The organism is Gordonia alkanivorans, assembly GCF_004011905.1.
Lineage (GTDB): Bacteria > Actinomycetota > Actinomycetes > Mycobacteriales > Mycobacteriaceae > Gordonia > Gordonia alkanivorans.
In genome coordinates, this window is sequence record NZ_CP027114.1 from 4,828,964 (window position 1) to 4,855,313 (window position 26,350).

General features: G+C 67.3%; 26 protein-coding genes, 4 tRNA genes and 1 riboswitch. Of the genes, 9 read left to right on the top strand and 21 right to left on the bottom strand.

The features are described from left to right. The first annotated feature begins 242 nt into the window (after nt 1-242). A complete protein-coding gene (locus C5O27_RS21945) occupies nt 243-1,169 on the top strand; it encodes a hypothetical protein (protein ID WP_208651403.1) in 927 nt (308 codons plus the stop codon). A gap of 163 nt (nt 1,170-1,332) precedes the next feature. On the opposite strand, the gene rplL is transcribed toward C5O27_RS21945, so the two are convergent. Then, nucleotides 1,333-1,722, bottom strand: a complete 390-nt coding sequence (rplL, locus tag C5O27_RS21950) for a 50S ribosomal protein L7/L12 (RefSeq protein WP_127963672.1) — start codon at nt 1,720-1,722, stop codon at nt 1,333-1,335. 80 nt (nt 1,723-1,802) lie between these two features. Continuing rightward, a complete protein-coding gene (rplJ, locus tag C5O27_RS21955; RefSeq protein WP_006358233.1) occupies nt 1,803-2,327 on the bottom strand; it encodes a 50S ribosomal protein L10 in 525 nt (174 codons plus the stop codon). 273 nt (nt 2,328-2,600) lie between these two features. Between rplJ and C5O27_RS21960 the strand changes: the two genes are divergently transcribed. The 3 genes from C5O27_RS21960 (at nt 2,601) to C5O27_RS21970 (ending at nt 7,451) form a co-directional block, all read left to right on the top strand. Next, a complete protein-coding gene (locus C5O27_RS21960; protein WP_127963673.1) occupies nt 2,601-3,788 on the top strand; it encodes a glycoside hydrolase family 76 protein in 1,188 nt (395 codons plus the stop codon). A gap of 224 nt (nt 3,789-4,012) precedes the next feature. Further along, entirely contained in the window at nt 4,013-6,064 is a 2,052-nt protein-coding gene (locus C5O27_RS21965) for a CocE/NonD family hydrolase (RefSeq protein WP_127963674.1), read from the top strand. 127 nt (nt 6,065-6,191) lie between these two features. Further along, nucleotides 6,192-7,451 (top strand): oxygenase MpaB family protein, encoded by a 1,260-nt coding sequence (locus C5O27_RS21970; RefSeq protein WP_127963675.1) that lies wholly within the window; start codon nt 6,192-6,194, stop codon nt 7,449-7,451. Between the two features lie 8 nt (nt 7,452-7,459). On the opposite strand, the gene C5O27_RS21975 is transcribed toward C5O27_RS21970, so the two are convergent. Beyond that, on the bottom strand, nt 7,460-7,978 hold the full coding sequence (locus C5O27_RS21975) for a TIGR04338 family metallohydrolase (RefSeq protein ID WP_127963676.1): 519 nt from the start codon (nt 7,976-7,978) through the stop codon (nt 7,460-7,462). Between the two features lie 48 nt (nt 7,979-8,026). Between C5O27_RS21975 and C5O27_RS21980 the strand changes: the two genes are divergently transcribed. Further along, the gene (locus C5O27_RS21980; protein WP_127963677.1) at nt 8,027-8,929 is read left to right on the top strand and encodes a YihY/virulence factor BrkB family protein; all 903 of its coding nucleotides are present in this window, start codon (nt 8,027-8,029) and stop codon (nt 8,927-8,929) included. A 7-nt stretch (nt 8,930-8,936) separates the two neighbouring features. Here C5O27_RS21980 and C5O27_RS21985 read toward each other — a convergent pair whose 3' ends face one another. The 3 genes from C5O27_RS21985 to C5O27_RS21995 all read right to left on the bottom strand — a co-directional run bounded on the left by C5O27_RS21985 (nt 8,937) and on the right by C5O27_RS21995 (nt 11,202). Further along, nucleotides 8,937-9,767, bottom strand: coding sequence for a DUF2786 domain-containing protein (locus tag C5O27_RS21985; RefSeq protein WP_127963678.1), 831 nt, complete (start codon nt 9,765-9,767; stop codon nt 8,937-8,939). A gap of 100 nt (nt 9,768-9,867) precedes the next feature. Then, the gene (locus C5O27_RS21990; protein ID WP_127963679.1) at nt 9,868-10,140 is read right to left on the bottom strand and encodes an excalibur calcium-binding domain-containing protein; all 273 of its coding nucleotides are present in this window, start codon (nt 10,138-10,140) and stop codon (nt 9,868-9,870) included. A gap of 108 nt (nt 10,141-10,248) precedes the next feature. After that, the gene (locus C5O27_RS21995; RefSeq protein ID WP_127963680.1) at nt 10,249-11,202 is read right to left on the bottom strand and encodes an L-lactate dehydrogenase; all 954 of its coding nucleotides are present in this window, start codon (nt 11,200-11,202) and stop codon (nt 10,249-10,251) included. Between the two features lie 129 nt (nt 11,203-11,331). Next, nucleotides 11,332-11,513: riboswitch (cobalamin riboswitch) on the top strand. 72 nt (nt 11,514-11,585) lie between these two features. Here C5O27_RS21995 and C5O27_RS22000 point away from each other — a divergent pair. The 4 genes from C5O27_RS22000 to C5O27_RS22015 all read left to right on the top strand — a co-directional run bounded on the left by C5O27_RS22000 (nt 11,586) and on the right by C5O27_RS22015 (nt 15,144). After that, nucleotides 11,586-12,638 carry a FecCD family ABC transporter permease gene (locus C5O27_RS22000; RefSeq protein WP_127963930.1) on the top strand — a complete coding sequence of 351 codons (1,053 nt, stop codon included), beginning with the start codon at nt 11,586-11,588 and terminating at the stop codon, nt 12,636-12,638. Continuing rightward, nucleotides 12,638-13,465 (top strand): ABC transporter ATP-binding protein, encoded by an 828-nt coding sequence (locus tag C5O27_RS22005; RefSeq protein WP_127963681.1) that lies wholly within the window; start codon nt 12,638-12,640, stop codon nt 13,463-13,465. The genes C5O27_RS22000 and C5O27_RS22005 overlap by 1 nt, the downstream gene beginning before the upstream one ends. Continuing rightward, the gene (locus C5O27_RS22010) at nt 13,462-14,523 is read left to right on the top strand and encodes an ABC transporter substrate-binding protein (RefSeq protein ID WP_127963682.1); all 1,062 of its coding nucleotides are present in this window, start codon (nt 13,462-13,464) and stop codon (nt 14,521-14,523) included. Before C5O27_RS22005 ends, C5O27_RS22010 begins: the two co-directional genes overlap by 4 nt. Before the next feature lie 171 nt (nt 14,524-14,694). Beyond that, a complete protein-coding gene (locus tag C5O27_RS22015) occupies nt 14,695-15,144 on the top strand; it encodes a hypothetical protein (RefSeq protein ID WP_035753268.1) in 450 nt (149 codons plus the stop codon). A gap of 31 nt (nt 15,145-15,175) precedes the next feature. Here C5O27_RS22015 and C5O27_RS22020 read toward each other — a convergent pair whose 3' ends face one another. From C5O27_RS22020 to C5O27_RS22090, 15 genes are all read right to left on the bottom strand, one after another. Further along, nucleotides 15,176-16,507, bottom strand: coding sequence for a bifunctional adenosylcobinamide kinase/adenosylcobinamide-phosphate guanylyltransferase (locus tag C5O27_RS22020; RefSeq protein WP_127963683.1), 1,332 nt, complete (start codon nt 16,505-16,507; stop codon nt 15,176-15,178). Beyond that, a complete protein-coding gene (locus C5O27_RS22025) occupies nt 16,504-17,295 on the bottom strand; it encodes an ABC transporter ATP-binding protein (protein ID WP_127963684.1) in 792 nt (263 codons plus the stop codon). The genes C5O27_RS22020 and C5O27_RS22025 overlap by 4 nt, the downstream gene beginning before the upstream one ends. Next, entirely contained in the window at nt 17,292-18,314 is a 1,023-nt protein-coding gene (locus C5O27_RS22030; protein WP_127963685.1) for a FecCD family ABC transporter permease, read from the bottom strand. Before C5O27_RS22030 ends, C5O27_RS22025 begins: the two co-directional genes overlap by 4 nt. A gap of 1 nt (nt 18,315) precedes the next feature. Further along, entirely contained in the window at nt 18,316-19,215 is a 900-nt protein-coding gene (locus tag C5O27_RS22035) for an ABC transporter substrate-binding protein (protein WP_006358217.1), read from the bottom strand. Between the two features lie 106 nt (nt 19,216-19,321). Then, nucleotides 19,322-20,038 carry a 50S ribosomal protein L1 gene (gene rplA, locus C5O27_RS22040; RefSeq protein ID WP_006358216.1) on the bottom strand — a complete coding sequence of 239 codons (717 nt, stop codon included), beginning with the start codon at nt 20,036-20,038 and terminating at the stop codon, nt 19,322-19,324. A 120-nt stretch (nt 20,039-20,158) separates the two neighbouring features. Continuing rightward, a complete protein-coding gene (rplK, locus tag C5O27_RS22045) occupies nt 20,159-20,590 on the bottom strand; it encodes a 50S ribosomal protein L11 (protein ID WP_042375468.1) in 432 nt (143 codons plus the stop codon). 94 nt (nt 20,591-20,684) lie between these two features. Continuing rightward, nucleotides 20,685-21,506: a transcription termination/antitermination protein NusG gene (gene nusG / locus C5O27_RS22050; RefSeq protein ID WP_006358214.1), complete on the bottom strand. Its 822-nt coding sequence runs from the start codon at nt 21,504-21,506 to the stop codon at nt 20,685-20,687. A 67-nt stretch (nt 21,507-21,573) separates the two neighbouring features. After that, entirely contained in the window at nt 21,574-22,053 is a 480-nt protein-coding gene (gene secE / locus C5O27_RS22055) for a preprotein translocase subunit SecE (RefSeq protein ID WP_006358213.1), read from the bottom strand. Nucleotides 22,054-22,092: 39 nt separating this feature from the next. Continuing rightward, nucleotides 22,093-22,165, bottom strand: a tRNA-Trp gene (locus tag C5O27_RS22060). Nucleotides 22,166-22,388: 223 nt separating this feature from the next. Beyond that, nucleotides 22,389-24,053 (bottom strand): ATP-binding cassette domain-containing protein, encoded by a 1,665-nt coding sequence (locus C5O27_RS22065; protein WP_167483114.1) that lies wholly within the window; start codon nt 24,051-24,053, stop codon nt 22,389-22,391. A 313-nt stretch (nt 24,054-24,366) separates the two neighbouring features. After that, nucleotides 24,367-25,464: a fused (3R)-hydroxyacyl-ACP dehydratase subunits HadA/HadB gene (locus C5O27_RS22070; RefSeq protein WP_035753278.1), complete on the bottom strand. Its 1,098-nt coding sequence runs from the start codon at nt 25,462-25,464 to the stop codon at nt 24,367-24,369. A gap of 238 nt (nt 25,465-25,702) precedes the next feature. Further along, a complete protein-coding gene (gene rpmG, locus C5O27_RS22075) occupies nt 25,703-25,870 on the bottom strand; it encodes a 50S ribosomal protein L33 (RefSeq protein ID WP_003929651.1) in 168 nt (55 codons plus the stop codon). 93 nt (nt 25,871-25,963) lie between these two features. Further along, a tRNA-Met gene (locus tag C5O27_RS22080) sits at nt 25,964-26,037 on the bottom strand. 21 nt (nt 26,038-26,058) lie between these two features. Beyond that, nucleotides 26,059-26,131: transfer RNA gene (locus C5O27_RS22085), tRNA-Thr, on the bottom strand. A gap of 118 nt (nt 26,132-26,249) precedes the next feature. Beyond that, nucleotides 26,250-26,330, bottom strand: a tRNA-Tyr gene (locus C5O27_RS22090). Between the last annotated feature and the right edge of the window lie 20 nt (nt 26,331-26,350).

A 26,350-nucleotide genomic window follows, 5' to 3' on the forward strand; every position in this document is an offset into this window, starting at 1 on the left:
GGGGTCACTGTAACCGACCGGAGACCTCCCACAACGCGACCGGAGTCACTCAGCTTGCGCCCGCGAAAGCTACCAGCCGGTAACTCTCGCTGCGTCGATGACATTAGCCGATGGAACGAAGTGAGGGAAGTCGGACATCAGCGCCGGATGTGATGCCGGACGCAGAGTCCCAGGTCACTCGGGAAGTGTCCGTTTCGGCGATGGAAATTGAACCGAGAAGGCGCCTCGTGCGTCCAATCCTCATGACTTGGTTCCCGACCGATCGACACGGACTCATACGGCGCGAATCGACGCTGCGGGTCGGCATCACCGACGACACCGTCGCAGCGGCGGTGGACGGGGGCGACTTGATCCGACTGGCGCCAGGGGTCTACGTGGAAGCCACCCCCGACACTGCCGATCCCACCGCGGCCCATCGCCTGCGGTCCATCGCGGTGGCGACCTCGGCGCGCGATCGCGGCACGACGACGCTGAGTCATGATTCGGCCGCAGCCATCCTCGGCCTGGAACTCCTCCACCCCGACCGCGAAGCTGTCCATCTCACCAAGAAGTCGAACGCGGGCGGTTTCGTGCGCGGCCACCGACATGTGCACAACGGTCCGCTGACATCCGCCGAGATCAAGATCGTCGACGGGATCGAGGTGACGACACTCGAGCGCACTGCGGTCGACGTCGCGACGAACGGCGACTTCGCGCAAGCACTCGTGGCCTTCGACCGAGCGCTGGCGATGAAGGCCGATCCATCGGCCATGACAGCCATCCTCGACGCACGATCACGGCGGCCCGGGACCAGAATCGCACGACGCGCCCTGTCGTTCGCCGACTCGTCGTCGGAGAGCGTAGGTGAATCGTGGAGCCGCGCCCAGATGATTGCAGCCGGACTCCCCGTCCCACGCCTGCAGCACAGGTTCCGGACGTCACAGGGCGAGGCGCGGGCGGACTTCGACTGGGACGGTCGGCTCGTCGGCGAGTTCGACGGACTCCAGAAGTACGGAATGCGCCCCGCAGAGACCCCACGAGAGGCACTGCTACGCGAGAAGCGGCGCGAGGACGCCCTGCGAGCCATGGGGATCATGGTGGTCCGCTGGACGTGGGCCGAGCTCGAACGAGGAGAGCTGGTCGGCCTCCTGAGACCCTGGCTCGTGAAGTTGGGGCTCGCGGCCGCCTGAGCGAGCCACTCTCAGACTTCATTTCGACGCTGCGACTTCGATCGAGGTCGCAACGTCGAAATGAGGTCTGGAAGTCAGGCCGCCACGAGAGTCGAGTGCCCAAACAGCAACAAGCCCGGGACAGCAATGCTGTCCCGGGCTCGTGAGTCGCGTAAGAAGAGTCTTACTTGACGGAGACCTTGGCGCCAGCCTCTTCGAGCTTGGCCTTGGCAGCCTCGGCGGCGTCCTTGTCGACCTTCTCCAGCAGAGCCTTCGGAGCGCTCTCGACGAGGTCCTTGGCTTCCTTCAGGCCCAGGCCCGAGACGACCTCGCGGACGACCTTGATGACCTGGATCTTCTTGTCGCCGGCGCTCTCGAGCACGACGTCGAACTCGTCCTGCTCGGCAGCAGCCTCAGCGCCACCGGCAGCCGGGGCACCGGCAGCGGCAACGGCGACCGGAGCGGCCGCGGTGACCTCGAAGACCTCTTCGAACTTCTTCACGAAATCGCTGAGCTCCAGCAGGGTCAGTTCCTTGAACTGCTCGATGAGCTCGTCAGCGGTGAGCTTCGCCATGGTGGCGTCCTTCCTGTAAGTCCCCGTACGGGGTTGGTGTGCATCCCCGTATGGTCCGGGGATTGGCTTGGTGCGGCGAGTTATTCGCCGGCTTCGTTCTTCTTCTCCTGCAGGGCCGCTGCGAGACGCGCGACCTGCGATGCCGGCTGGTTGAACAGACCGGCTGCCTTAGCCAAGTTGCCCTTCATGGCGCCGGCGAGCTTGGCCAGCAAGACCTCACGGGTCTCAAGGTCGGCGATCTGCTCGATCTCGGCAACGGACAGCGCGCGGCCGTCCATGTACCCGCCCTTGATGACCAGAGCCTTGTTGTCCTTGGCGAACGTCTTGATCGCCTTCGCGGCCACAACCGGCTCACCTTCGATGAAGGCGATGGCGGTCGGACCGGTGAACAGCTCGTCGAGCCCTTCCACGCCCGCATCAGCTGCGGCACGCTTCACCAGGGTGTTCTTGGCGACGGAGTAGGTTGCACCCTCACCGAGGGAACGTCGCAGCTGGGAGATCTGGGTGACGGTGAGTCCACGGTATTCCGTGACCACTGCCGCCGAGGAGCCCTTGAACTGCTCTGCGATCTCCGCAACAGCGGCGACCTTTTCGGACTTGGCCATACTTCGCCTCCTCTCCTCGTCACTTGAGTTGGTCGGGTTCAACTGAGCGACGGGCCGTGGAGGCGATCGAGGGCGGAAATGACAAACGCCCCGGCACGCAGGCACGGGGCGTGAAGACGCACACTGATGTGTGGGACCACATTCCTCGTTCATCCTGCGTGGGCCGGCGACTTCGTCGCGCCTTCGTTCGGGAGTTCCCGACGACCAACGGTCTCTGGTTGAACCGATACGACGCACGGTTGTGCATCACACCGACGACTAGGCTACGTCCTTGTGGGGGAACAAACCAAATCGACCGACGCGCACGACGCCAACGAGCGCGCGCAGGCCGCCATGGACGCCGTCGCGGCGCGGCATCTGCAGCGCGCCTTCTGGCTGCCGGCGACGCGGACGGCGGCGGTCGCCTGGCCGATCGGGTTCGTCGCGGCGCATCTCGGATCCTGGCACTACTGGTGGCACGCACATCTCGTCGACCTCCTCGTCGACGCCGCGATCCACAGACCCGAAGGTTCCGCACACGGAGACCGCTCCTTCGACCCCGATGTCGCCGACGACGCCAACCGGGTGTTGCGCGGGATCAAGGTGCGCAACCTCGGACGGTGGACGAACAACTACTACGACGACATGGCGTGGCTGGGACTGGCGATCGAACGCGCCGACCGTCACCTCGACCTCGACCATCGACGCGGCCTGGAGGTCCTGACCCGGCGCATGCTCGACGCCTGGGTTCCCGAGGACGGGGGCGGTATCCCCTGGCGCACCACCGACCAGTTCTTCAACGCCCCGGCGAACGGCCCCGCGGCCATCCTGGTCGCCCGTACCGGTCACGTCGAACGCGCGGTCGCGATGTGTGACTGGATGGACGCCAACCTCATCGACCCGAAGACGCACCTCGTCATCGACGGCCTGAAGAAGCAGCCCGACGGTTCGCTGAAGGCCGAGACCGGCACCTATACCTACTGTCAGGGCGTCGTCCTCGGCGCCGAACTCGAGGCCTTCCGCGCGACCGGCGGACAGCGCCATCTGGACCGTCTGGCCCGCCTCCTCGGTGCCGTCGAGAAGCACTCCTGCACCGACGGGGTGATCAAGGGCGGCGGCGGTGGCGACGGCGGCCTCTTCCACGGGGTGCTCGCCCGCTATCTCGGGCTCATCGCCACCGACCTCCCGGATGTCGACGGATCGGATGAATTGCGTGCCCGGGCAGCCCGAATCGTGACCTCGAGTGCCGATGCGGCGTGGGCGAACCGCACCGAGGTCCGCGGCCGCGTCGTGTTCGGCAGCGACTGGCGCAGCAGGGCCGTCATCCCTACGGCCGCCGGCAAGAAAGCCCAGTTCGTGGCGGGTGCGGTGATGCCCTCGGAGGTCCCCGAACGCAATCTGTCGGTGCAGCTGTCGGCGTGGATGGTCCTCGAGGCGGCGGCCGCGATCGACCTGTCGCTACCGGAATGTGACCGGCCGTAGACCTCCGATGGCCAAACCGAGGCCACCTGGTTAGCCATCCGATACCGGCGCTGAGCTATTCTTCAGCGAACGCGTGAGGTGACCTGGAACACACTGACATCCGCCGCCAGCGGAGCGGGTCCGGCGCCCACGACCGACACGAAGGGGTGTCGGTGTCCACCCGGCCATCTCGACCAGCAGCACTCGCGGTGCGACACCTCTCACCCCAGGCAGGGTGGTGCACCATGACGTATCAGTTGGACCCCGCGGAACGCCGTGCGCGGCCGGCCCCTTCGCCTTCGCGACGTCCCACGGAAGCACCCCATTTCGGCACGCTCCCCCTCGGCGACCCCACCGGAGGCGCCGACGGCATCCGCTGGCGTGAACAGGTCGACGGCAAGCAGCTGTACCCGCGCGTCGTCATCGACCGTGACGTCTCGATCACCATGAGCGACGGGGTCGTCCTGCGTGCCACCGTGATCCGTCCGGCCAACCGGTTCGGCCAGACGGTCCTCACCCCGTACCCCGCGATCATCAACATCAACCCGTACAACCGGGCCGCCATCGACTTCGTCGACCAGGCGCTGCACGCTCCCGTCCTCGGCAAGGCGTTGCACACCGCGTCGGCGTCGATCGATGCGGCCGGTACCGCACTCGAGGGCCTCACCACCCTCACCCAGACGCTGTCGGGGGGCGTCTTCGACGTCTTCGGCATCAACCGCAACCTGGTGCGCAGCGGCTATGTACAGGTCGTCGTCGACGTCCGCGGCACCGGTGCGAGCCACGGCAAGTGGCAGATCCTCGGCCCGCGCGAGCAGGAGGACTCCGTCGAGATCATCGACTGGGTCAGCGAGCAGGACTGGTGCGACGGCACCGTCGGCCTGGCCGGCTGGTCGTATTCGGCGATCAACTCGCTACAGGCCGCGGACAAGCGCCCGCCGCAGCTGAAAGCCGTCTTCGCAGTGGAGGGTTGCGACGACATCGTGCGCGACATCTACATCACCGGCGGCATGCCGTCGGCGTTCATCCCGGTGTGGCTGTCGGCGGTGAACATGCTCAAGTGGGTGCCCAATCCCGCCAACATCATTCGGGACATCACCAGCGGTCACGCGTTGAGGTGGGCCATCGACCGGGTGAAGTCGCCGGCCACCGAGATCCCCTCGCTGCTCTGGGGTTTCCTCACCGCCCGCGACCCGCGCATCTTCGACGACCCGTATTTCGACGAACGCGACCCGATCGTCGACCGCATCGAGGCACCCACGTTCACCGTCGGCGCCTGGCATGACCTGTTCGGCCGCAGTGCAACCGGCGTCTACGAGCGGCTGAACATGGAACCGGGCCGCAAGCAGATGATTGTCGGCGACGGCTATCACCTCGACGTCGGTTCGGGATACGGCGGCAAGTTCGCGCCACCGCGTCTGGACGTCCTCGAACGCGCCTGGTTCGACCGCTGGCTCAAGGGGCACCGCAACGGCGTCGAGTACTACGGGCCGGTCACGATGCTGCAGCAGGGCGGTGCGTGGACCGCCGGACAGAACTTCCCCCGCCCGGGCGTCGAGCCGAAGCGGTTGTACCTGACGGCCGATGCCTCGTCGACCGCCGACCATGCGGTACACGACGGCTCGCTGGGTTCGACTCCCGCACAGGGTGTCTCGTCGTTGCACATCCGCCCCGACATCCGCGGTCTCCGATCGCGCGACATGACCCAGGTGACCGCCGGCGCCACGATGGTCCTCGGCGCCGATTACGCCAAGGACGCACGCTTCCAGGAGCGGGGCGCGTTGTCGTTCACCACCGGCCCGGTTCTCGAGGCCACCCCGATCAGCGGCGCGATGAACCTGCGACTCAACGTCGCAACCACCGCCCACGAGGCGATCTGGGCGGTGACCGTGAACGACGTTGCGCCCGACGGCACGTCGACGGTGCTCACCAACGGCGCCCTCTCCGCGTCGAATCGCGCACTGGACCGCAGCAAGTCGACCTACGCGACCGACGGCAGCCTGCTCTCGGCGCATCACTACCTGTCCCACAAGCGCAAGCTGCCGGTGCCCGCCGACGAGCCGGTCCGCATCGACGTCGACCTGGTCCCGACCGACGCGGTCCTGCAGCCGGGGCACCGCCTACGCGTCGACGTCTACGCGGCGAGCCTGCCCCGCTACCTCACGGTGGTGCCCGACCTGATCAAGGCACGCGGCCGCAGGCAGCGCCTGGTCCTCGACCCCGACCATCCGAGTTACCTCACGTTGCTCGCGGGTGAGGGACTGTGCGCCGACGCACCCGAGGCGGTGCAGCTCTAGCTGCGCAGCGCCCCTACCTGCAATTTGGGACGGTTCTTTTTGTCCGTCCCATTGACACCGTCGTACCTCCGACCTACGTTCTGGGTGACAGCCGTTGCCCAGAACCTCCGATCGGAGTGCACGTCCGATGACCACCGCACGGGTTGCCACCACGCCGCCGCAGGCGCCGCCGAGCACCCCCGCACCGACTATCCCGTCCCGCCACCCGGACGGACCCTGCAAGATCCCGATCGGCCTGCGGCTCGTCGGACCCCTGCTGGGTCTGCGCAAACCCGACCGCGAACTGTTCCGTCATCTCGGTGAACTCCTGACGGTCGGCGACGAGCCGGCGGATCGCCTGGTCGAGTGGATGCACACCGCCGGAATGGCCCGGTCCCGTCCGCTGTTCGAGCGGGCACTCGTCAACGGCATCGACTCGATCGACGACGCCCCGGCCCCGCTGCGCGAGTTCTTCACCGAGGTGGAAACCGTACCCACCTGGGTCGACCGCGACCTGATCGAGAAGGGCGCGCGGGTCATGCGCAGCGGAGGCGCCGACGGCCTGTACGTGGCGCGTGACGTCGCCCTACTCGGCGGCTACCAGTTCGCCGGTTTCAACCAGACGCTGCTGCGCACCGGCGCTCTCGAGAAGGGCTCGAACACACGGTTCGCCGAGACCACCCAGTGGGCCACCGACGTCATCACCGAAAACGGTTTGCTGCCACAGGGAATCGGTTACCGGTCGACGCTGCGCGTCCGCCTGATCCACGCGATGGTCCGGCGCCACGTCGCGGCACTACCCGACTGGGATTCCGATACCTGGGGGCTCCCCATCAATCAGACGGACATGGCCGCGACGCTCGTCGGAGCACTCGTCTCGCCCAGCCTGGGCGTGGTCATGATGGGACTCGTCAACCGCCCCAGTGATTATGACGCCGTCGCGCACCTCACCCGGTACGCCGGATGGCTACTCGGCGTGCAGGACGAGTTCCTGCCCAGGGGCTTTCGCGACGCGATCCGCGTGCTGCTCCAGACCTCGTACGTCCTCTCCACCCCCGACGAGACGACCAAACAGCTCTCGGTGCCCATGGCCGACGATCCGCTGCAGTGGAACTACTCGCGGTTCCCGAAGTTACGTCGCAAGATCGCTCGCGCACAACACCTCTCGGTCACCAGCGGCTTTCTGGGACCGGCGGCGATGCGCACACTCGGACTGCCGTTCGTCCCACCGTGGTATCCGGCGATCCGGTTCCCGGTGAACATCATCCGTTCGGTGCAGGCGCAACGCCCCGGCGGACGCGAACGTGCAGCGATCCGCGGCGCCGCCGAACAGCGCGAGTTCATGCGGATCATGACCGGCGGTGAGGCCACCATCGGCCATGCCGCGAAGGAGATCACCGGGCACTAGGCGCCCGATCAGCCGATCCCGGAATCGGCCAGCACCACGCGGAACACGAAGGCCGCCTCGGGGCCGAGGACGAGGCCCACGAGTTCGATGAAGGTGAGCACGAAGCCGCGGCCGTGCCCCGGCCCCTTGGAGTCGTCGAGGTGATGGGCGAGCTCGTGCAGCACCACGAGCTCGCGTAGCGCCCACCGGCCCTCCGCCGACGACGGGATCGCGATCTCCGCGCTGAGCAACTTGTCACCGGAGATCGTCGTCGACCGGGCGTAGTGTGCCGAGCTCTGGCCGCGCCGCTCGCGCACCGACACCGGCTCGGCGGCGCGTGGGAACCGCGACCGTACGCTCGGCAACTCCAGCACCCGTCCCACGTAGTCGCGCACCGCGTCGATCGAGGCGAACCGGGCCTCGGCGGGCAGCGTGAGTTCGGTTCCGGCCAGCTGCACGGTGCGCGAGGAGGACGCGGTGTCGAAGAGTCGGAAGACGAGTCGCTCGGCGTCGTAGTACCGGGCACGCCCGGTGTCACGCGGACTCATGGCATCACCAATGATGATGAGGGTCCGCCGTACCCGATGGGAGTTTTCATGCGCCGTCCCGACCTGCACGCGATCGGCGAACGTGTGCTGCGACTGCCGGGCGCGACGCTGAGCCTGCGCATCCTCACCGACATCGCGCGCGGCGACATCACCGACCGCGCGATGACCCTCGCCGCGCAGGCCTTCACCTCGATCCTGCCCATCGTCATCCTGCTGCTCACGCTCCCGGGCAGCGACGTCGTCGACGACGCCCTGAGCGGGCTCGGCATCCCGGTGAGCAAACTCGACCACAACTCGGTGGACAACCCGCAGTCGTTCGCCACCTTCGGGATCATCGGCGCACTCATGACCATCGCCGGCGCCACCTCCCTGTCACGTGCACTCGGCCGAATGTATGTCGCGATCTGGGGCGTCACCAAACTGCCGTGGCGAGCTTTCTGGCGCTGGGTGATCGTGCTGTTCCTCATCCCGACCGCGGTCACCGCGCAGGGGCTGTCGACCGGCCTGCACGCCGAGACACTGTTCGGCCTCCACCTCGGCGGCAGCGGCCTCCTCGGCATCGTGCTGGTCTTCGGAGTGACGGTGACGATCTGGTCGGGCACCTTCACCGCCATCCCGCGCTTGCTGGTGTCCACCCAGGTCCCGCTGCGTCTTCTCGCCCTCAACGGTGTGGTCACGGGGCTGCTGATCACTGCCCTGCTGGCCGGCAGCCGGCTCGCGCTGCCCACGTTGGCGTCGGGAACGATCCGCTATTTCGGCACTCTCGGCATCGTGTTCGTCGCGATCAGCTGGCTGTTCGTGTTCGCTGCGATCCTGGTGGTCACGGCCATCGTCGTGCACGGCGTGGCCACCGACTCCGGACGTATCGGCACCTGGGTTCGACGTTGGGCGGGAACCCCGACCCCGTTTGCTCCGACCCCATCGGTGGCCTGGTACGACCGCGGCGCCTGACCACTCGTCAGGCCTCCAGAGCGCCTCGCGCACCGCCGAATTCACGGTCGGCGCCGATCTTGGCCCGACGCCCCGCCCGGTCCCCCGCCTTCCGGGCGGCCTCCGAATAGCCGGCCGACGCGCTCGATGCCCGCCACGTGCCGCGAGCGGTGGACTCGGTCTTGTAGAAGTCGGTGACCTCGAGTTCCTTGTTGCGCAGGGCCAGCGCCGTCGAGCGTTCCGGATCACCTGAGCGCCGTTCGGCGGCGAGTGCTTCTTCGCGGGCGGCGTCGCGGGCCTCGGTGAGACGTTTGCCGATGCGTTCGGCGAAGGCCGACTGGAAGTTGAGTCGCGCAGTGATCGGCGACAGCGGCTTCTCCTCGATCACCCGCCGCGCTCGCCAGCCGCTGCCCTTCGTGACGACCCGCGCGAAGGTCTCGCCCTTGTACGCCCCCGACCGCAGATAGGCATCGCTCGCCGCGACCATCTGGATGATCAGCGACGTGTAGAGCGCCTCGCAGGCGTCGATGTCGGCCTCGTACCCGTAGGCGAGGACGAAGGTCGAGTTGCTCGCGACGTCGACGGTCACGTCGTTGGCCATGGTGATCGCCACGAACAATTGCACGTAGGTGCGCAGGCCACGCTTACCCGGCTCGCCGATCTTGATCTGCCGCGAGATCGGGGTGACCTGCTTACGCGCGGCGGGATCGTGCGCGCGGGCCACGGCGAGATCGATCGACGACGCCGTGGCAAGGCGTTGTGCGGCCTGCATGAACGTCTCGGCCTCATGCTCGTTGTCGGTGTTCTCCGCCTGCCGCAGGAGGGCGGAGATCCGGGTGAGCAGCTTGTCGTCGCGCATGTAGTTCAGACTATCTGCGCGCCCGATCGGTTCCATCGGACTGCAGGCGAGCAGAAAAAGCCAGGTCGGAGACCCTCACGCACAGTGTGTGACCGAAGGGTCAGTTCTGCTCGCAGGCGATGCCGTCCTTGTCGCGGTCGCTCTCGTCGTTGGCGTCGTAGAGGGCCTGGTCGACGGTGAAGTTCGTAACCGGCGTGCCGGAGGTCGAGTCGACGGCGCCGGGCTCGCCGGCGCCGTGCGGGTAGTCGGCGTTGAGTGCCGCGCAGTTGGCGTAGTCGGTCGCCGCCGATGCAGGTGCCGCCACCATCAGCGGCGCGATCGCCATCGACGCCGCAGCGACAAGACCCAGAACCGTCTTCCGCGAACCACTCATCGTCGAACCTTCTCTTCCACCGATGTGACCAGGTGAAACTACCCCGGCGAGGATGCCGCACCGGCATGGAGCACCGAGATTGGTCCACCCGATGGACAGTGCCTGCCCCTACAACCCGAATCGCGCCTGCATCCGGCGTAGCGTCTCCGCCGAGGCGAGCAGACCGGCTTCCTCGTCCGGCGACAGCGGCACCTCGAGGCGCGTCTGCGCACCACCGCGGTCGACGACGGTCGGCAGGGAGAGACACACATCATCGAGCCCGGGGAATCCGGAGGCGACCGTGGACACCGGGAGCACCCGGTGTTCGTCGTTCAGAACGGCTTCGACGATACGGGTGGCGGCGAGGCCGATGGCGTAGTTGGTGGCCCCCTTCCCCTCGATGATGGCGTAGGCGGCGTGCACGACCTCGTCCCGGATACGCTCCCGTGCAACGGCATCCATCTCCGGACGCCCCGGTAGCGGCGTCCACGACGTCAGCGGCACGCCACCGATCGTCGCCGACGACCACAGCGGGATCTCGCTGTCACCGTGCTCGCCGACGACATACGAGTGCACACTCTGCACCGCTACCCCGCAGTGCTGCGCGACGAGGAACCGCAGCCGCGACGAGTCCAGCACGGTTCCCGACCCGAACAGCTGATTCGGCGGCAGGCCGGTGATCTTCTGCGCCGCATGGGTGACGACGTCCACCGGGTTGGTCACCATCAGGTAGATCGCGTTCGGTGCCACCTCGAGCACATCCGGCAGGATGGCGCGCGTCAAACCGATTGTGGCCTCGGCTAATTCGAGTCGGGACTGTCCCGGCTTCTGCTTGGCTCCGGCGGTGAACACGACGACGTCGGCGTCGGCGCACACCGACACGTCGTTGGAGCCGATGATGTCGGCGCGCGGTACGAACTCCAGACCGTGGGACAGGTCGAGCACCTCGGCGGTGACCTTGGCGGCCTTGATGTCCAGCAACGCGACCGTGCGCGCGACCCCGCGGATCAGCGCCGAGTAGGCGATCGCGGTGCCGACCGCGCCCGCCCCGATGATCGCCAGTTTCGTGGGTCGTCCGTCCATCAGATCACCGTTCGCCTCGGTTCGATTCGCACCTGTCCGTTGCCTGTCAGCGCCCAGCCTAAGACCTCCGGGCATCCCTCGCCCGACGACTTGGAGACGGGTCGGTGAGAGCTCCGTGTCCGTATTGCTAACCTCACCGGTGAGAGCGGTCGCACCTGCACAGGCGGGTGCCAGGGAACCTGGTGCGAATCCAGGACTGGCGCGCAGCGGTATGGGGGACGGACCCGACATCAGGCCACTGGGGCAACCCGGGAAGGCGTCGGGTTCGGACGAACCCGAGTCCGAATACCTGCCGTTCTCGTCGAGTCCACCCGGCGTCTCGCGCACAGATGCCCAGACCAAAGGCAGTTCCACACGTGTCCCGTCCTCCCGACGGCACGACGATGATCGCCACCGCCATGTCGGTACGGCGACTCCCGTCGTTGCCCCTTGCCCTGATCCTTCTCGCGCTCACCTTGGTGAACATCGCGATCGCCACCGCTTTCGGTGCCGAGACCATCCCGCTCGGCGATGTCTGGCGAACCGTCGCCGGGCGCCTGCGAGGCGACGAGCTCGACGCCGCCCACTCCGTGATCATCTGGGATCTCCGTTTGCCGCGTTCGGTTCTCGCGGCGATCGTCGGCGCCGGTCTGGCGCTCGCCGGCGCCGTCATGCAGGCCCTCGTCCGCAACCCGCTCGCCGAGCCGTACCTGCTGGGCGTGTCGGCCGGCGCCGCGGTGGGTGCGACGGCGGTGATCACTCTCGGATCGTTTGCCGCCCTGGGTGTCTGGGCGTTGTCCGGCGGCGCGCTGATCGGCGCGCTCGCGGCCTCGGTCACCGTGTACGCCGTCGCCCGGGCGCAGGGCGGACTGACCGCCCTACGCCTGATCCTCTCCGGAGTGGTTCTGTCGTCGGCGTTCCTGGCGCTGTCCTCACTGCTGGTCTTCACCGCGGCCGACCCGCATGCCGCCGACAACGTGATGTTCTGGATGTTGGGCAGCGTCGCCGGCGCGACCTGGGCGAAAGTGCAGATCGCCGGGGTTGTCGTCGTGGTCACGGTGCTCGCCATGCTCGCGATCCACTCCTGGCTCGACGCCTACGCAGCCGGGACCGACACCGCGACATCTCTCGGGGTTCCGTTGCGCGCCATGCGAAACGCGCTGTTCGCGGTCCAGGGAATCCTGGTCGGCGTTCTGGTCTCAGTCGCGGGTGGAATCGGATTCGTGGGCTTGATCGTCCCTCACGCGGCACGCCTGCTCGTCGGTGCGACGCACCGCGCGATGATTCCCGTAGCGGTCTGCGGCGGTGCACTGTTCCTGGTGTGGGTCGACGTCATCTCACGAGTGGCCGCGTCACCTCGCGAGATGCCGCTGGGCATCGTCACCGGACTGATCGGCGCACCGATCTTCCTGTTCCTGATGGGACGGCGCCAGTACGTGTTCGGCGGCGAAGCCTGATGGGCGCCGTGCAGCGCTCGATGTCCCTGTGCGCGAACGCCATCAGTTGCCGTCGAAGTGGCCGCCCGATACTGCGCGACGTGGATCTCGACGTCCCTGCCGGAACCCGGCTCGCCATCGTCGGACCCAACGGGGCGGGCAAGACCACGTTGCTGCGGACACTGTGCGGTCTCGAACAACCGGCCGAGGGGCGAATCCGGTTGGGCGACGACGATCTCGATCGTCTTCCGGCTCGGCGTCGCGCGCTGTCGATCGCGGTGGTCGGTCAGGATGAACACCCGTCGGCCGAACTCACGGTCGCCGAAGCGGTGGGCCTGGGACGCACGCCGTACCGATCCGCCTGGGCCATACGTAACTCCGACGACCACGCGATCGTCCGGTCCGCACTGGAGCAGGTGGGACTGGGCGGTTGGGAACACCGTTCGTGTACGCAGCTGTCCGGCGGTAAACGGCACCGGGTGGTGCTCGCCCGCGCAATCGCACAGCAGACGCCGATCCTTGTGCTCGACGAGCCGACGAATCATCTCGACGCGGCCTGGCGACTGCGGTTGATGCAGGTCCTCGACGACCTCGAGGCGACTGTGATCGCCGCGATGCACGACCTCGACCTCGTCCTCCGCCACTTCGACTCCGTCGCCGTCATTTCCGACGGCGGCGTCACCGCACACGGCCCACCGGTCGAGGTGCTGACCCCGCCGCTGCTGGCGTCGGTCTTCGATGTGTCCGGCACCGTCGTGCCACACCCCGAGACCGGCCTCCCCCATCTGCTGCTCGACTCCCCCACCTCTCCTGCACCGCAGGTCTACGCCACCAAGGAAAACCGATGAGACACAACATCACCCGATACGCCACGCTCGCCGTCGTCCTGGGCATCGCAGCGGGCTGCGGCACCGAGTCCGGCGCCGTCGCAACCGACCGCGTCACCGTCACCAACTGTGGCGCCGAGGTCGCCTTCGACCAGCCTCTCGATCGCCTGTTCGTCAACGACGGCGGGATGATCGCGATCGCGCTGGCGGCGGGCGCCAGAGACAAGATCGTCGCCGTCAGTGCGCTCGCCCGCGACAAGGACGTTCTCCGACTCGAATACGGCCCACAGGTCGACACGCTCGACGAGGTCGCCACCGAGCAGCCCACCCTCGAGAACATCGTCGGCGCCAAACCGCAGGTCCTCTACGCCGGCTACAACTACGGCATGAGCGAGTCCCGCGGCATCACCCCGGAGATCCTGGCCTCCCACGGGATCGACGTGTATCAGCTGTCGGAGGCGTGCCGTCAGGTCGACGGCCAGGCTCAGCGCGGCACGATGGACCCATGGGTCGCGCTCGACACCGACCTGCGCAACATCGGCACCATCGCCGGCAATCCCGAGCAGGGCGCGACGGTCGCCGACGACATCTCCGACCGCCTCGAAAAACTCCGTGCTGCACCGCAACCGGCATCGAAACCGACGGTCTTCGTCTTCGACAGCGTCTCCGACACCATCTTCTCGTCGGGCTCCTTCGGTGGCCCGCAGGGCATCATCGACGCGGCGGGCGCGCGCAACGCGACCGAGGATGTCGAGGACACCTGGACCGCGGTGAGCTGGGAACGGATCGCCACCGCCGACCCCGATCTGATCGTCTTCGTCGACTATCCCGGCCAGTCCGTGGAGCAGAAGATCGACGCTCTGCGCACCAACCCCGCCAGCCGCAATCTGAAGGCGGTGCGCGAGAACCGCTTCGTGAACCTCCCCTACGCGATGTGGGTGTCGAGCCCGCTCAACATCGACGCCGCCGAGACACTGCGGTCGGTCCTCGAGGCACATGACCTCGCGCCGGCGTCGGGGATCACGCCCACCCTCGACGTCCGGCAACTCGGACTAGGCGGCAACGACTGGCTCGGCTGAGCACCCCCACGAACGCGAATGATCCGGCCGGTTTGTTATCAGAGGTGAAATACCTTCGACCAGATGACGCAAATCGGACATCGTCCACGTACCGTGATTCCAGTCGGTCGAGGGCATTGCTGCCGCAACATACGTTTCGCCGCACCATTCGGTTCGAGTAGGAGTTCGAAAATGAGACGCACATTGGGAATAGCCGCATTGACCGTGGCAGCCGCCGCCACCATGATCACGTCGCCCGCTTCCGCCGCTCCCGGGTTGCCGTTGCCCGGCAACGACTCCGGAAGCCTGTCGGCGCCCCTCCTCGGCGTGCTCCCCAGTATCAGGATGTCGGTGGAGAATTCTCTCGGCAGCGAACTCGGCCCGAATCGTTACAGCAGACCGTTCGCACCCAGGGTGAAGTGGTCGGCGCGCGTCTTCGGCGCCCAGGGCAGGGACATACCCTGTCGAATCGACATCACCTTCCGGGGCACGAGCCTTCCTACGTACCACGCGACGGTCTGCGAGGGCAGCGCCACGTTCACCGACCCCTTCTACAACAAGCCGGGTACCTTCACGATCACCGCCTACGAGAACATGTCCGGGATGGGCGCCCGGGACTCCAGGACGTTCGTCATCCAGTGACATCGCCGTTCACCTGTTCACCCGCACCGGGCTACCGCACCACCAGGGGTTGACCGGCGACCGTCATCACGACCTGGTCGGCGCGGTCGGCCATCTCGGCATTCAGTCGGCCGAGTTCGTCGCGGAAGAGACGGCCCGACCCGGTGGCCGGGACGACGCCGCTACCGACCTCGTTGCTGACCGCGACGACGGGCACCGGGCAACTCCGCCAGGCGTCGAGGAGATCCTCGACGTCGGACCGCACGGCATCGAGTTCGCCGCTCTCCCAGGCATCGTGGTGATCGATCCGGGCGGCCAGCCAGGTTCCGAGACAGTCGACGAGGACCGGGTGACGCGCGGATCGTAGGACACCGGCCACCTCCGTGTCCTCGACCGTCGTCCACGATGCGGGGCGTCGTTCACGATGGAGTTCGACGCGTCGGTCCCAGTCGGGATCGCCGGCTCGCGGACCGCCGGCGGCGACATAGACGACGTCGTCGACGCCGGCCAGCAGACCTTCGGCATACCGCGACTTCCCCGACCTCGCCCCTCCGGTGACGAAGATCCGCCGCCCGACCGACTCGCCCAAGTCGAGCACCTCCCCGTCTCGTCCCGGCCGCGCGCCGAGATCCCGAAGCCGCTCTCGGAGCACGCCGACCGGCGGATTGTGGTGTCCCAGATGGACTGCGACGACGTCGGTGGAGTCGACGACGGCACCCACTCCACGCAGTGCCGGTATCATCGTCGCAAACCCGGGTAACCCGAGATGCCCATCGGACAGGTCCTCACGATCGCCGAAGGTCTCCTCGAGGAAGACCGCGTCGAACTCGGCCCCGGTCACCGCATCGAACCAATCGTCGGGCCACACACCGGTGTCCGTCGCCCACAGCAGCCTCATACCGTCGGGACCGGTGACGTCGTACAAGACCGCATCACCGTCGCGAAAGACCTGGTGGCGCGCCGGGAGCACCCGCACGTCGTGGTCCCCCACCCGCACCTGGTCACCCGCGACGACCGGCGTGAACCGCACGCCGGCGTCGGGCCCCACCCACGGGCGACACACATCGAGAGCATCGGCCGGACCGATCAGTTCCAGGTCACCGACCCCCTCCACCCACGACCGGAACAGCAATGATTGCGGTGCAAGATGATCGGCGTGCGCATGGGTGATCAGGACATGCCGTACCCCGGCGAGGGAAAATCCTTGGCGTATTGCCGAACCCGGAGCGTCGGGGCCGAAGTCGAGCATCAGCACGTCGTCGACGAGTGCCGCGGTCTGCGCGCGAAAGTCCCGCCGGCGCCGCGCGTCGGCACAGGACTCGCAGCGGCAGAACGCATTCGGCCAGCCGTCGGCGGCACCCGTGCCGAGCAGCGTGACCTTCATCGTTTCCGTGGTCCCGGATCACGCACCGGCAACACGGCCGGGCCGTCGCGGCGGTCGAGCACCTCGACATTGGCGGCATAGACGTCCTGCAGGCGTTCGGCCGTCAGGACCTCCGCGGGCGTACCGTCGGCGACGATACGTCCCCGGTCGAGGAGCACGAGGCGCTGTCCGTACTGGGCCGCCGATGTCAGGTCGTGCATCGCCGCGATCACGGTCAGCTCACTGGCCTGCCGCATGGAGTCGACGAGGTCGAGGACCTGCTGCTGGTGGCCGATGTCGAGAGCGCTGGTCGGTTCGTCGAGCAACAACACGCGCGGCTGCTGGGCGAGTGCCCGGGCGAGCACCACCCGCTGCAACTCACCGCCCGACAGTGCCGAGGCGGAACGGTTCGCGAACTCCACGAGGTCGAGTCGCTCGATGACGTCGTCGACAACCTCGCGGTCCGAGCGGGTCTCGCTGCCGAATCGGGCGATGTGCGGGGTGCGGCCGAGGCCGATGAGCTCCCGCACCGACGTGCCCTCCGGGACGATCGGCCGCTGCGGCATCAGCGCCACGGCCCGGGCGATCTCGCGGCGGCGCGCACGACCCGGGTCGACACCCGCGACGTCGACCCGCCCGGTCGAGGCCACCAACCCGGCGAGGGAGTGCAGCAGCGTCGTCTTACCCGAACCGTTGGGCCCCACCAGGGAGACCCAGGTGCCGGAACCGATCTCGAGGTCGACGTCGTGCAGGACCTCCACTCCCCCGCGCGACGCGCACACACCTCGACAGGTGATCGCGGCGGTCATTCGACGCTCCGTCCGCTGCGCCGGAGGACGACAAGGAAGAAGGGCGCGCCGATGGCGGCGGTGACCACGCCGATCGGCAACTCCGACGGCGACATCGCGGTCCGCGCGACCACGTCCGCCAGCACCAGGAAGGCCGCACCCACGAGCAGCGACAACGGCAGCAGCAGCCGGTGCCCAGGACCGACGAGGAGCCGGACGGCGTGCGGGATGACGATGCCGACGAAACCGATCAATCCGCTCACCGACACCACCGCCGCGGTGCCGAGCGTCGCGACGCAGACCAGCAGCAGGCGCACGCGGTCAGGTCTGATCCCCAGGCTCGACGCCTCGATGTCACCGACCGCCATGACGTCGAGTGTGCGCCCGAACAGCACGATGACGGCGACGCACGCGAGGACGTACGGCAGCACGGTGACGACCTCGGACCAGCCGTCGGTCGCCAGGCGGCCGAGCATCCAGTTGTAGACCTGCCGCAGCGTGTCGTCGTGCTGCTGCATGAGGAAGGTCTGGAGGGCATTCGCGAACGCCGCGACCGCGACTCCGGCGAGGATGATGACCACCTCGGTGCGGCCGCCGCCGACGGTCCGGCCCAGCGCATAGGTCGCGGCCACGGCCAGGATGCCGCCGACGAACGCCGCGGGTGGCAGGCCGATCGTGCCCGCGGCACCGCCCAGGACGATCGCGACGGTCGCGCCGAGTCCCGCACCGCTGGACACACCGAGCAGGTACGGGTCTGCGAGCGGATTGCGGAAGACACCCTGGTAGGCGGCACCCGCGACGGCGAGCATCGCACCGACCAGCGCTCCCAGCGCCACGCGCGGCATCCGCACCTCCCACAAGATCGTCTGCTGGCGGGGGGTGAGCCCGGATTCGACGTCGACGAGCGGGAGTTGGTCGAGGAGGTCGAGCAGCACGCCCTTCGGGGTCAGTCCGGCCGGGCCGACGAGGACTGCGAGCATGCATGCGCCCAGCAGCACTGCGACGGCCGCGCAGATCACCCCGATGTGACGGCTCGACATCTCAGTTCGTTGGCTGTCCGTCGACGCCGGAGACGATCTGCGCGATGTCGCGGACCAGGTCGACGACGCGGGGTCCCCATCGGCTCGCGATGTCCTCGTCGAGGACGTGGACCTGACCGTTCGCGACGGCCCGCAGGTCGTCCCAGCCGGCACGCGCGGCGACCTTCTCCGGTGTGACCCCACAGCACTGCGAGTCGGCGAGGAAGATGACCTCGGGATCGCTCTCCAGGATGTACTCGGGTGACAGCTGCGGATAGCCGCTCTGACCGGTGGCGATCGACCGCAGACCGAGCAGGCTGTAGACCTGACCGAGGTAGGTGTCGTCGGTGACGGTGTAGTAAGTGTCGTCGAGCTCGTGGAAGTAGGTCAGCGGAACCTCGCGCAGCGGGACTGTGCGGATGGTCTTCTCGATCTCGTCGCGCATCGAGGCGACGAGCTCATCGGCCGACTCGGCATGGCCGGTGGCGTCACCCACCTGCTGGATCTGCGCGTACGTCTCGTCGAGGTTCTTCGCCGCCGGGATCTGCAGCACGTCGACGCCCACCCGGTCGAGGCCGGCGATGATGTCGTTGTTGTCGTCGGTGAGGACGACGAGATCGGGGTCGTAGGCGAGGATCGCCTCGAGGTTCGGGGTGTAACCCGACAGCGAGGTCCGCGGGGCCTCGGCCGGGAAGTCGGACTGGTCGTCGACCGCGACCACCTGATCGCCCGCGCCGACGGCGAAGAGCATCTCGGTGGTCGTCGGGCTGATCGACACGATCGTCGACGGGATGCCCGCGGGGGATGCGTCATCGGCCTGGCCACCGTCGGTGCCACAACCGACGATCACCAGCAGCAGCGACAGCAACACGGCAGCCACCGCCGCACCACCACGACGGGTTCCGAGACGGATTCTCACCACGAGCCACTGACCTCCGATGGAAGAACTGGGGAGACAGAGCACGAGGGGCCCGGCATCGACTGCCAGGCCCCTCGTGGGTGTCTCTAGTTACGCGCGAGCGCCAGGATCAGGCCTGGGGAGCTTCGGCGAAGTTGCGGCTGACCTGCGGGTCGACCGGGATGCCCGGGCCCGTGGTGGTCGAGACGGTGACCTTCTTGATGTAGCGGCCCTTGGCTGCCGACGGCTTCGCACGCATGATCTCGTCGTACGCGGCGCCGTAGTTCTCGGCCAGCTTGGCCGGGTCGAACGAAGCCTTGCCGATGACGAAGTGCAGGTTGGCTGCCTTGTCGACACGGAAGTTGATCTTGCCGCCCTTGATGTCGTTGACGGCCTTGGTGACATCGGTGGTCACGGTGCCCGTCTTCGGGTTCGGCATCAGGCCACGCGGTCCGAGGACACGCGCGATGCGGCCGACCTTGGCCATCTGATCCGGGGTGGCGATCGCGGCGTCGAAGTCCAGCCAACCGCCCTGGATGCGCTCGATCAGGTCCTCGGCGCCGACCTCGTCGGCACCGGCGGCGGTGGCCTCGGCGGCCTTGTCGCCGGCGGCGAACACGATCACGCGGGCGGTCTTACCCGTGCCGTGCGGCAGGTTGACGGTGCCTCGAACCATCTGGTCTGCCTTACGGGGGTCGACGCCCAGCCGGATCGCAACCTCAACGGTCGCGTCGGTGTTCTTCGACGAGGTTTCCTTCGCCAGCTCAACAGCCTCCAGCGGGCTGTACAGCTTGGACTTGTCGACCTTCTCGGCCGCAGCCGCGTAGGCCTTGCTCTTCTTGCTCATTGCTCTGTTCCTTCTCCGCACTCAACCGGCGGGGTGTGTGGTGCGGGCCGAGCCGGCCCTCCCACGAGATGTTGTGGTAGGTCTAGCCCTCGACGGTGTCGACGGCGCGAGCTCGCAAGCTCACTCGACGGTGATACCCATGGACCGAGCAGTACCGGCGATGATCTTCGCGGCCTGGTCGATGTCGTTGGCGTTCAGGTCTTCGGCCTTGGTCTTGGCGATCTCACGGACCTGGTCCATGCTCACCTTGCCGACCTTGTTGGTGTGGGGCTCGCCGGAGCCCTTCTGCAGGCCTGCAGCCTTGAGCAGGAGCTTCGCTGCCGGCGGGGTCTTCAACTTGAAGTCGAAGGAGCGATCTTCGTACACGAAGATCTCCACCGGGATGACGTTGCCGCGCTGCGACTCGGTCGCGGCGTTGTACGCCTTGCAGAACTCCATGATGTTCACGCCGTGCTGACCGAGCGCCGGACCCACGGGCGGGGCCGGGTTGGCCGCGCCTGCCTGGATCTGGAGCTTGATGATCCCGGCGAGCTTCTTCTTCTTGGGAGGCATCCTTTTGTCCTTGCTTGTTTCCTTGCGAATTCACGCCCGCTGGAGACGTGAAAGTCTGTGTTTATCTGCTGTGCATCCGCTCCCGCGGAACCAGTCAGATCTTCTCGACCTGATTGAACCCGAGCTCGACCGGGGTCTCGCGACCGAAGATCGACACGAGCACCTTCACCTTGCGCTGCTCGGCGTTGACCTCACTGATCGACGCGGGCAGCGTGGCAAACGGGCCGTCCATGACGGTGACCGACTCGCCGACCTCGAAGTCGACCTCGATGGTGTTCGACGCGGCGGCGGCTGCGGCCTCGACGCCCTCGGCGGCGGAGCCCCCCTTGGCGGGCTTCTTGGCCTCGGCGCGCGGCATGAGGAACTGCAGCACCTCGTTGAGCGACAGCGGCGACGGCTTGCTGGTCATCCCCACGAACCCGGTGACACCCGGGGTGTTGCGCACCGCGCCCCACGACTCGTCGTTGAGTTCCATGCGAACGAGGATGTAGCCCGGCAGCACCTTGCGGTTGACCTTCTTGGGCTGGCCGTTCTTGATCTCGGTGACCTCTTCGGTCGGAACCTCGACCTGGAAGATGTAGTCGCCGACGTCGAGGTTCTGCACGCGGGTCTCGAGATTGGCCTTGACCTTGTTCTCGTAGCCGGCGTAGCTGTGGATGACGTACCAGTCGCCGGGTGCGCGACGCAGCTGCTTGCGCAGCTCCTCGACCGGGTCGACCTCTTCTTCCGGGGCCTCCTCGGCGGGGGTCTCGTCGGCGTCCTCGGAGTCGACGTCGGTCGCGGGAGCCTCGTCGCCCTCGGCGGCCGTCTCGACGTCGGTGTCACCGGCCTCGTCGACCGCAGCCTCGTCGACCTCGTCGGTCACGGCCGCGTCGACGGTGTCGGTCGATGCGAGTTCGTTCTCCGGGGTGCTCACTGCAGCCCACGCTCCTTATGGTTCATCTCCGGTCGGCTCCCGCTCGCCCGGCCACCCACCGCGTGGGTCAGCCGAACAACCAGAGGACGCCCTTGGCAAAGGCCAGGTCGAGGCCGGAGATGAACGCGGTCATCACGATGACGAACACGAGCACGACGATCGTGTACGTGATCATCTCGCGCCGCGTCGGCCAGATGACCTTCTTCAGCTCGGCGACGACCTGCGTGAGGAACACCCAGATCCGAACGAACGGATTCCGGCTCTCCTCAGCAGAGGCCTTTTTCTTCTTCTTGCGTTCCTTGACGGCTACTGCCGACCCCGTGGCGGAGTCGGTGTCTCCGTCGGTTCCGGATGCACCGGTTGACGAGCGACGTCCGCGAGCCGAGCGCTTGCCGGACGGACGCAGCTCCTTCGCGGCGCCGGTCGACGTCTCGTCGTCCGCACCGCCGGTGGCCTCGTCGCGACCGTCGAGCTCAGCCGCAGCCGAATCGGCCGCAGAACCCTCAGCGGCTTCTTTGGCGCGGGCAGCCCGGTCTCGCTTGCTCAACTTCGCGGTCCTCTCGTCAACGTGTGCCCTTCACCAGGGCAGGGGCGACAGGACTTGAACCTGCAACCTGCGGTTTTGGAGACCGCTGCTCTGCCAATTGAGCTACGCCCCTTTGCGACTTCCCCACCGGAGTGGTTCCGCTGCCATCTCATCGAATCCCGGCCTCGCGACCGGTGCCGACGTTTCACCGCCGACAAAACCAACGCGCCACCCTATGGGTAGCGCGCAAGTCTGAATCAATCAGACACTTCAGTGTAGATCACCGGGGCTGTGGACCCAAAACGCGCTCCACCTGCTCCCTCGTCGACCGTACACGGTGAGGTCGTCCAAGACGGTCATGACACCTGCTGTCCTGCGAGTTCGATGCGCGGCCAGCCCTCGAGATCGTGCAGCATCTTCCGGTCGTGGGTGGCGACGACGACCGCGCAATCGACGTTCTGCAGGGCCTCGGTGAGCTCGTCGACGAGGCTCGCCGACAGGTGATTGGTCGGCTCGTCGAGGAGCAAGAGGTCGGCCCGGGCGGCCAGGCACAGTGCCAGGTGCAGGCGCCGTTGCTGGCCCTGCGACAGCCGCGCCACCGGGGTTCGCGCGGCCGCCGCGTCCAGCAGGCCGAGACCGCGCAGCGACGGCACGTCGGGCTGATCCGTCTCCAGGCGGCGCCGCTGCTCGTCGTAGATCTCATGGGCGGTGCGATACGGGTCCCAGCTCGGTACCTCCTGCGCGAGGAACGCGCCGCGGGCATCTCGACGGAGGTCCACACGCCCTTCGTCCGGGTGCGTCTGACCGGCCAGAACGGCAAGCAGGGTCGACTTGCCGGCACCGTTGGGTCCGACGATCAGCAGCCGGTCGCCGCCGGTGAGCGCGACGGAGACCGGCGTCCGCAGCCGACCGGCCACCCGCGCGTCGGTGACGTCGACGATCGGCGCGCCGGGCCGCGTACCGGACGCCGGCAGGTTCAGGTGCCGGGGTGGGACGGGAACCGTGATCCGGTGGGCTTCGAGTTCCTCCACGCGGCGGTTGAACGCCTGCACCGCTCCCCCGGCGCGCGTGGCCCGCTGATGCTTCCCGGTGCCTTTGTCGGGCCTCCAGTGGGTCTGCAGCCGATCCCTCGCAGCGTCGGCGGCCCGCACGAGTTCGGCATGTTCGGCCTGCTGCGCCGCGTGTTCCTGCTCCCATCGCTCACGCTCCCGTCGACGACCGGCAACCCAACCGTCGTACCCGCCCGCATACACGCGCGGACGTCCGTCACGGCTGGGGTCGAGATCGACGAAGGTGGTCGCCACGTCGCGCAGGAACGCGCGGTCATGGCTGACGACCGCCATCCCGCCGACGCGCTCACGCAGCCGTCGTGTCAGGAAGCGCAGCGCCTCGGCGTCGAGATGATTGGTGGGTTCGTCGAGGAGCAGCAGATCGGCACCGGAACCGAGGGTGACCGCGAGGCGCACACGGTGTCGCCCGCCTACCGACAGCGTCGACAGCGGGCGCGCACGGTCGGCGCACGCGGACAAGGCCTCGAGCGCGATGTCGATGCGCCGCTGGGCATCCCACGCGTCGAGGCGGGTCGCTAGGTCGAGCGCATCGGCGTAGGCGTCCTCGGCTCCCGGGGTGCCGGTCGCGAGATCCGCGGCCGCCCGATCGAGTTGCTCCAAAGCTGCCAGGGCATCGCCGACCGCGTCGTCGACGAGGCTTCCCACGGTGCGCGCACCGACTGGTAGATCCTGCCCGACGAACGCGATGGTGCCATGGCGCGCAACGGTTCCCGCGTCGGGTGTGGTGATTCCGGCCAGGACTTGGAGAAGCGTGGTCTTGCCGCGGCCGTTCTCGCCGACGACGGCGAGTCGTGATCCTGCGGAGACGATCACGCCGACGTCGTTCAGGATCTGCCGGTCACCGCGGGAGACATGCAGTCCTTGCGCGCGGATGTGTGCGGCCGACCCTGCGGGAAACTGCTGGGGCGGAGAAGAGGGGATCGATGATGAAGTGGTGCGTGATGCGGGCATGCGTATGCTCTCGGCTCGTCGGTACGAAATGCTGACCGGTGCCGGACACGACGAAAGCGTCGGACGGCGAATCCGGGACGACGAACGAGAACTTCAGAGGATGAGAGGGCTCGTCGCCGTCAGCGACGGGTCCAGAGCTTCATCGACGCGATGCCTGAGTACATGGCCGCGACCGTAGCAAGACCGAGCTGACCGGTCCAGCGGATTGCCTGGCACCACCACCGCACCGCACGATCTGCCGAAACGATGTACGCATCGACGGCGGCGACCCCGAGGGGGCGCCGCCGTCGTGGCGTGTTGCGTGCGGAGGGCGTCAGTTGAACTGGACGACCACGGTGGCGCGGCCGAAGATCCGGCGGTCGCCCTGCTTCGCGGTGATCGCGATGGTGCCGCGTCGGGTCTCCGGGTCGAGCGACTTGACCTTGCCGGTGAAGTCGACGGCGGCGCTGTCGTCGGCCGGGACGTACACGGGGCTGGTGAAGCGGACGCTGTACTCGCAGAAAGCGGCCGGGTCGCCGATGAACTCCGATACGAAGCTCGCGCCGAGGCCCATCGTCTGCATGCCGTGGGCGACCACGTCGTCCATCCCGGCCGCGCTGATCACGTGATCGGAGAAGTGGATCGGGTTCGGGTCGCCGGCGACACCGGCGTAGTTCGACAGGTTGCCGCGCGTGAGGAAGTACCGCTTCGGCGTCAGTTCCTGCCCGACGGTCAGGGTGTCGAAGTTCACCGCGGCGTACGCGCCGGGAGTCTGGGTCGGGTCGGGCAGGTCGTAACGACCGGCCTTGGCCTCGACGGTGTGCCCGGGATCGCCGATGGCGTCGATCTTCATCATCACGTGATCGAGGGAGGCCTCGAGCTCGGGATCGACGTCCATGCCGGGACGTGCGGCGAGCGAGGTCCAGGTGGTCATCACCGGCTCGTCGTGCTGATTCCAGATGACGTTCTTGGTGACCATCAGGTCGATCATCTCGGGACTGCTGACGTGGCGGAACGACTCGAGGGAGACGTCGCAGATCAGGCGGTCCCCGACCTTCATCGGCTGGTGGTAGACGAGGCGCTGGTCGGTCTGCATGATCTGCCACATGTCGTAGCCGGTGATCACGTCCTCGAACAGCTTGCGCTGGGCGATGATGCCGAGCACGGAGACGTAGGTGGGAGCGGCGATGAGGGTCTCGTGACCGAACTCGCGGGCGCCCTTCTCACTCCAGTGGGTGGGATGCGCGTCCTGCACGGCCATCGCGTGCTTGCGGACCTCTTCGCGGCCGATCTCGTAGTAGTCGTCGACGGTGTAGTGGAAGCCGACAAGCGACTGGGTGTGCGCGGCGATCTCCTCGGGGGTGAGCTTGACGCCGCCGTTCCTCGACTCGGCGATCCGCTCCTGGAGGTCTGTTCCACTCGCGTCTGACATTGACTACTGCTCCCTTCGCATGCCCGACCGGGAGGGGCCCGGACCGGACTACGTGGGCCGAAAGTCGACGACCCACCCGCGCCGCGCTGCGCGTGTTGTCTCGATTGAATTTATTCAGTTGTGCGAAGCACACTGCGCCCGGGCGACCCCTTGGCCCGGCAACAAGCAAAACGAGCTGCCTCTTCGCAGAGGCAGCCCGTGTGCTGGTTCTTGTACCGGAATCGCCGACTGACGTCGTTTAGCGCGATTCCTTGTGCGCCTGATGCTTGCCGCAGTTCGGGCAGAACTTCTTGATCTCGAGGCGATCGGGATCGTTGCGGCGGTTCTTCTTGGTGATGTAGTTACGGTGCTTGCACACCTCGCATGCCAAGGTGATCTTGGGGCGAACATCTGTTGAGGAGGCCACTTGATTGCCTTCTTTCGAGTGGTACGTGGTCGGGTTCGGCAGTTCCCTCAGGGCTTGCGACCCTTGCGCTCGGTTCCGGTCGGACCCGATGTGTAGCGGTGGAGGGACTCGATCCCTCGACCTCACGATTATGAGTCGTGCGCTCTAACCAGCTGAGCTACACCGCCCCGCGGACTTGTCGTCCAGCGAGCCCCCTGACGGAATCGAACCGTCGACCTTTTCCTTACCATGGAAACGCTCTGCCGACTGAGCTAAGGGGGCGTGCCCCGGGCATTTCTGCTCGAGAGCCTTAACGAGGTTACACACTCATGTCCGTGCTAGACAAATCGCTGGTCAGAGACCATCTGTCAGGCAGTTTTCATGGATGTTCACCACGTCGTGGCAGGTATAGGATTCGAACCTATGTAGCTTGCGCGACGGATTTACAATCCGCTCCCTTTGGCCGCTCGGGCAACCTGCCGTGCTGCTCCCACGGCCGCC

What these genes read in the sequence shown, in the direction of transcription:
- C5O27_RS21945 (WP_208651403.1), top strand. Translation starts at nt 243, where the DNA reads ATGACTTGGTTCCCGACCGATCGACACGGACTCATACGGCGCGAATCG.
- rplL (WP_127963672.1), bottom strand. Translation starts at nt 1,722, where the DNA reads ATGGCGAAGCTCACCGCTGACGAGCTCATCGAGCAGTTCAAGGAACTG.
- rplJ (WP_006358233.1), bottom strand. Translation starts at nt 2,327, where the DNA reads ATGGCCAAGTCCGAAAAGGTCGCCGCTGTTGCGGAGATCGCAGAGCAG.
- C5O27_RS21965 (WP_127963674.1), top strand. Translation starts at nt 4,013, where the DNA reads ATGACGTATCAGTTGGACCCCGCGGAACGCCGTGCGCGGCCGGCCCCT.
- C5O27_RS21970 (WP_127963675.1), top strand. Translation starts at nt 6,192, where the DNA reads ATGACCACCGCACGGGTTGCCACCACGCCGCCGCAGGCGCCGCCGAGC.
- C5O27_RS21975 (WP_127963676.1), bottom strand. Translation starts at nt 7,978, where the DNA reads ATGAGTCCGCGTGACACCGGGCGTGCCCGGTACTACGACGCCGAGCGA.
- C5O27_RS21980 (WP_127963677.1), top strand. Translation starts at nt 8,027, where the DNA reads ATGCGCCGTCCCGACCTGCACGCGATCGGCGAACGTGTGCTGCGACTG.
- C5O27_RS21985 (WP_127963678.1), bottom strand. Translation starts at nt 9,767, where the DNA reads ATGCGCGACGACAAGCTGCTCACCCGGATCTCCGCCCTCCTGCGGCAG.
- C5O27_RS21990 (WP_127963679.1), bottom strand. Translation starts at nt 10,140, where the DNA reads ATGAGTGGTTCGCGGAAGACGGTTCTGGGTCTTGTCGCTGCGGCGTCG.
- C5O27_RS21995 (WP_127963680.1), bottom strand. Translation starts at nt 11,202, where the DNA reads ATGGACGGACGACCCACGAAACTGGCGATCATCGGGGCGGGCGCGGTC.
- C5O27_RS22000 (WP_127963930.1), top strand. Translation starts at nt 11,586, where the DNA reads ATGATCGCCACCGCCATGTCGGTACGGCGACTCCCGTCGTTGCCCCTT.
- C5O27_RS22005 (WP_127963681.1), top strand. Translation starts at nt 12,638, where the DNA reads ATGGGCGCCGTGCAGCGCTCGATGTCCCTGTGCGCGAACGCCATCAGT.
- C5O27_RS22010 (WP_127963682.1), top strand. Translation starts at nt 13,462, where the DNA reads ATGAGACACAACATCACCCGATACGCCACGCTCGCCGTCGTCCTGGGC.
- C5O27_RS22015 (WP_035753268.1), top strand. Translation starts at nt 14,695, where the DNA reads ATGAGACGCACATTGGGAATAGCCGCATTGACCGTGGCAGCCGCCGCC.
- C5O27_RS22020 (WP_127963683.1), bottom strand. Translation starts at nt 16,507, where the DNA reads ATGAAGGTCACGCTGCTCGGCACGGGTGCCGCCGACGGCTGGCCGAAT.
- C5O27_RS22025 (WP_127963684.1), bottom strand. Translation starts at nt 17,295, where the DNA reads ATGACCGCCGCGATCACCTGTCGAGGTGTGTGCGCGTCGCGCGGGGGA.
- C5O27_RS22030 (WP_127963685.1), bottom strand. Translation starts at nt 18,314, where the DNA reads ATGTCGAGCCGTCACATCGGGGTGATCTGCGCGGCCGTCGCAGTGCTG.
- rplA (WP_006358216.1), bottom strand. Translation starts at nt 20,038, where the DNA reads ATGAGCAAGAAGAGCAAGGCCTACGCGGCTGCGGCCGAGAAGGTCGAC.
- rplK (WP_042375468.1), bottom strand. Translation starts at nt 20,590, where the DNA reads ATGCCTCCCAAGAAGAAGAAGCTCGCCGGGATCATCAAGCTCCAGATC.
- C5O27_RS22065 (WP_167483114.1), bottom strand. Translation starts at nt 24,053, where the DNA reads ATGCCCGCATCACGCACCACTTCATCATCGATCCCCTCTTCTCCGCCC.
- C5O27_RS22070 (WP_035753278.1), bottom strand. Translation starts at nt 25,464, where the DNA reads ATGTCAGACGCGAGTGGAACAGACCTCCAGGAGCGGATCGCCGAGTCG.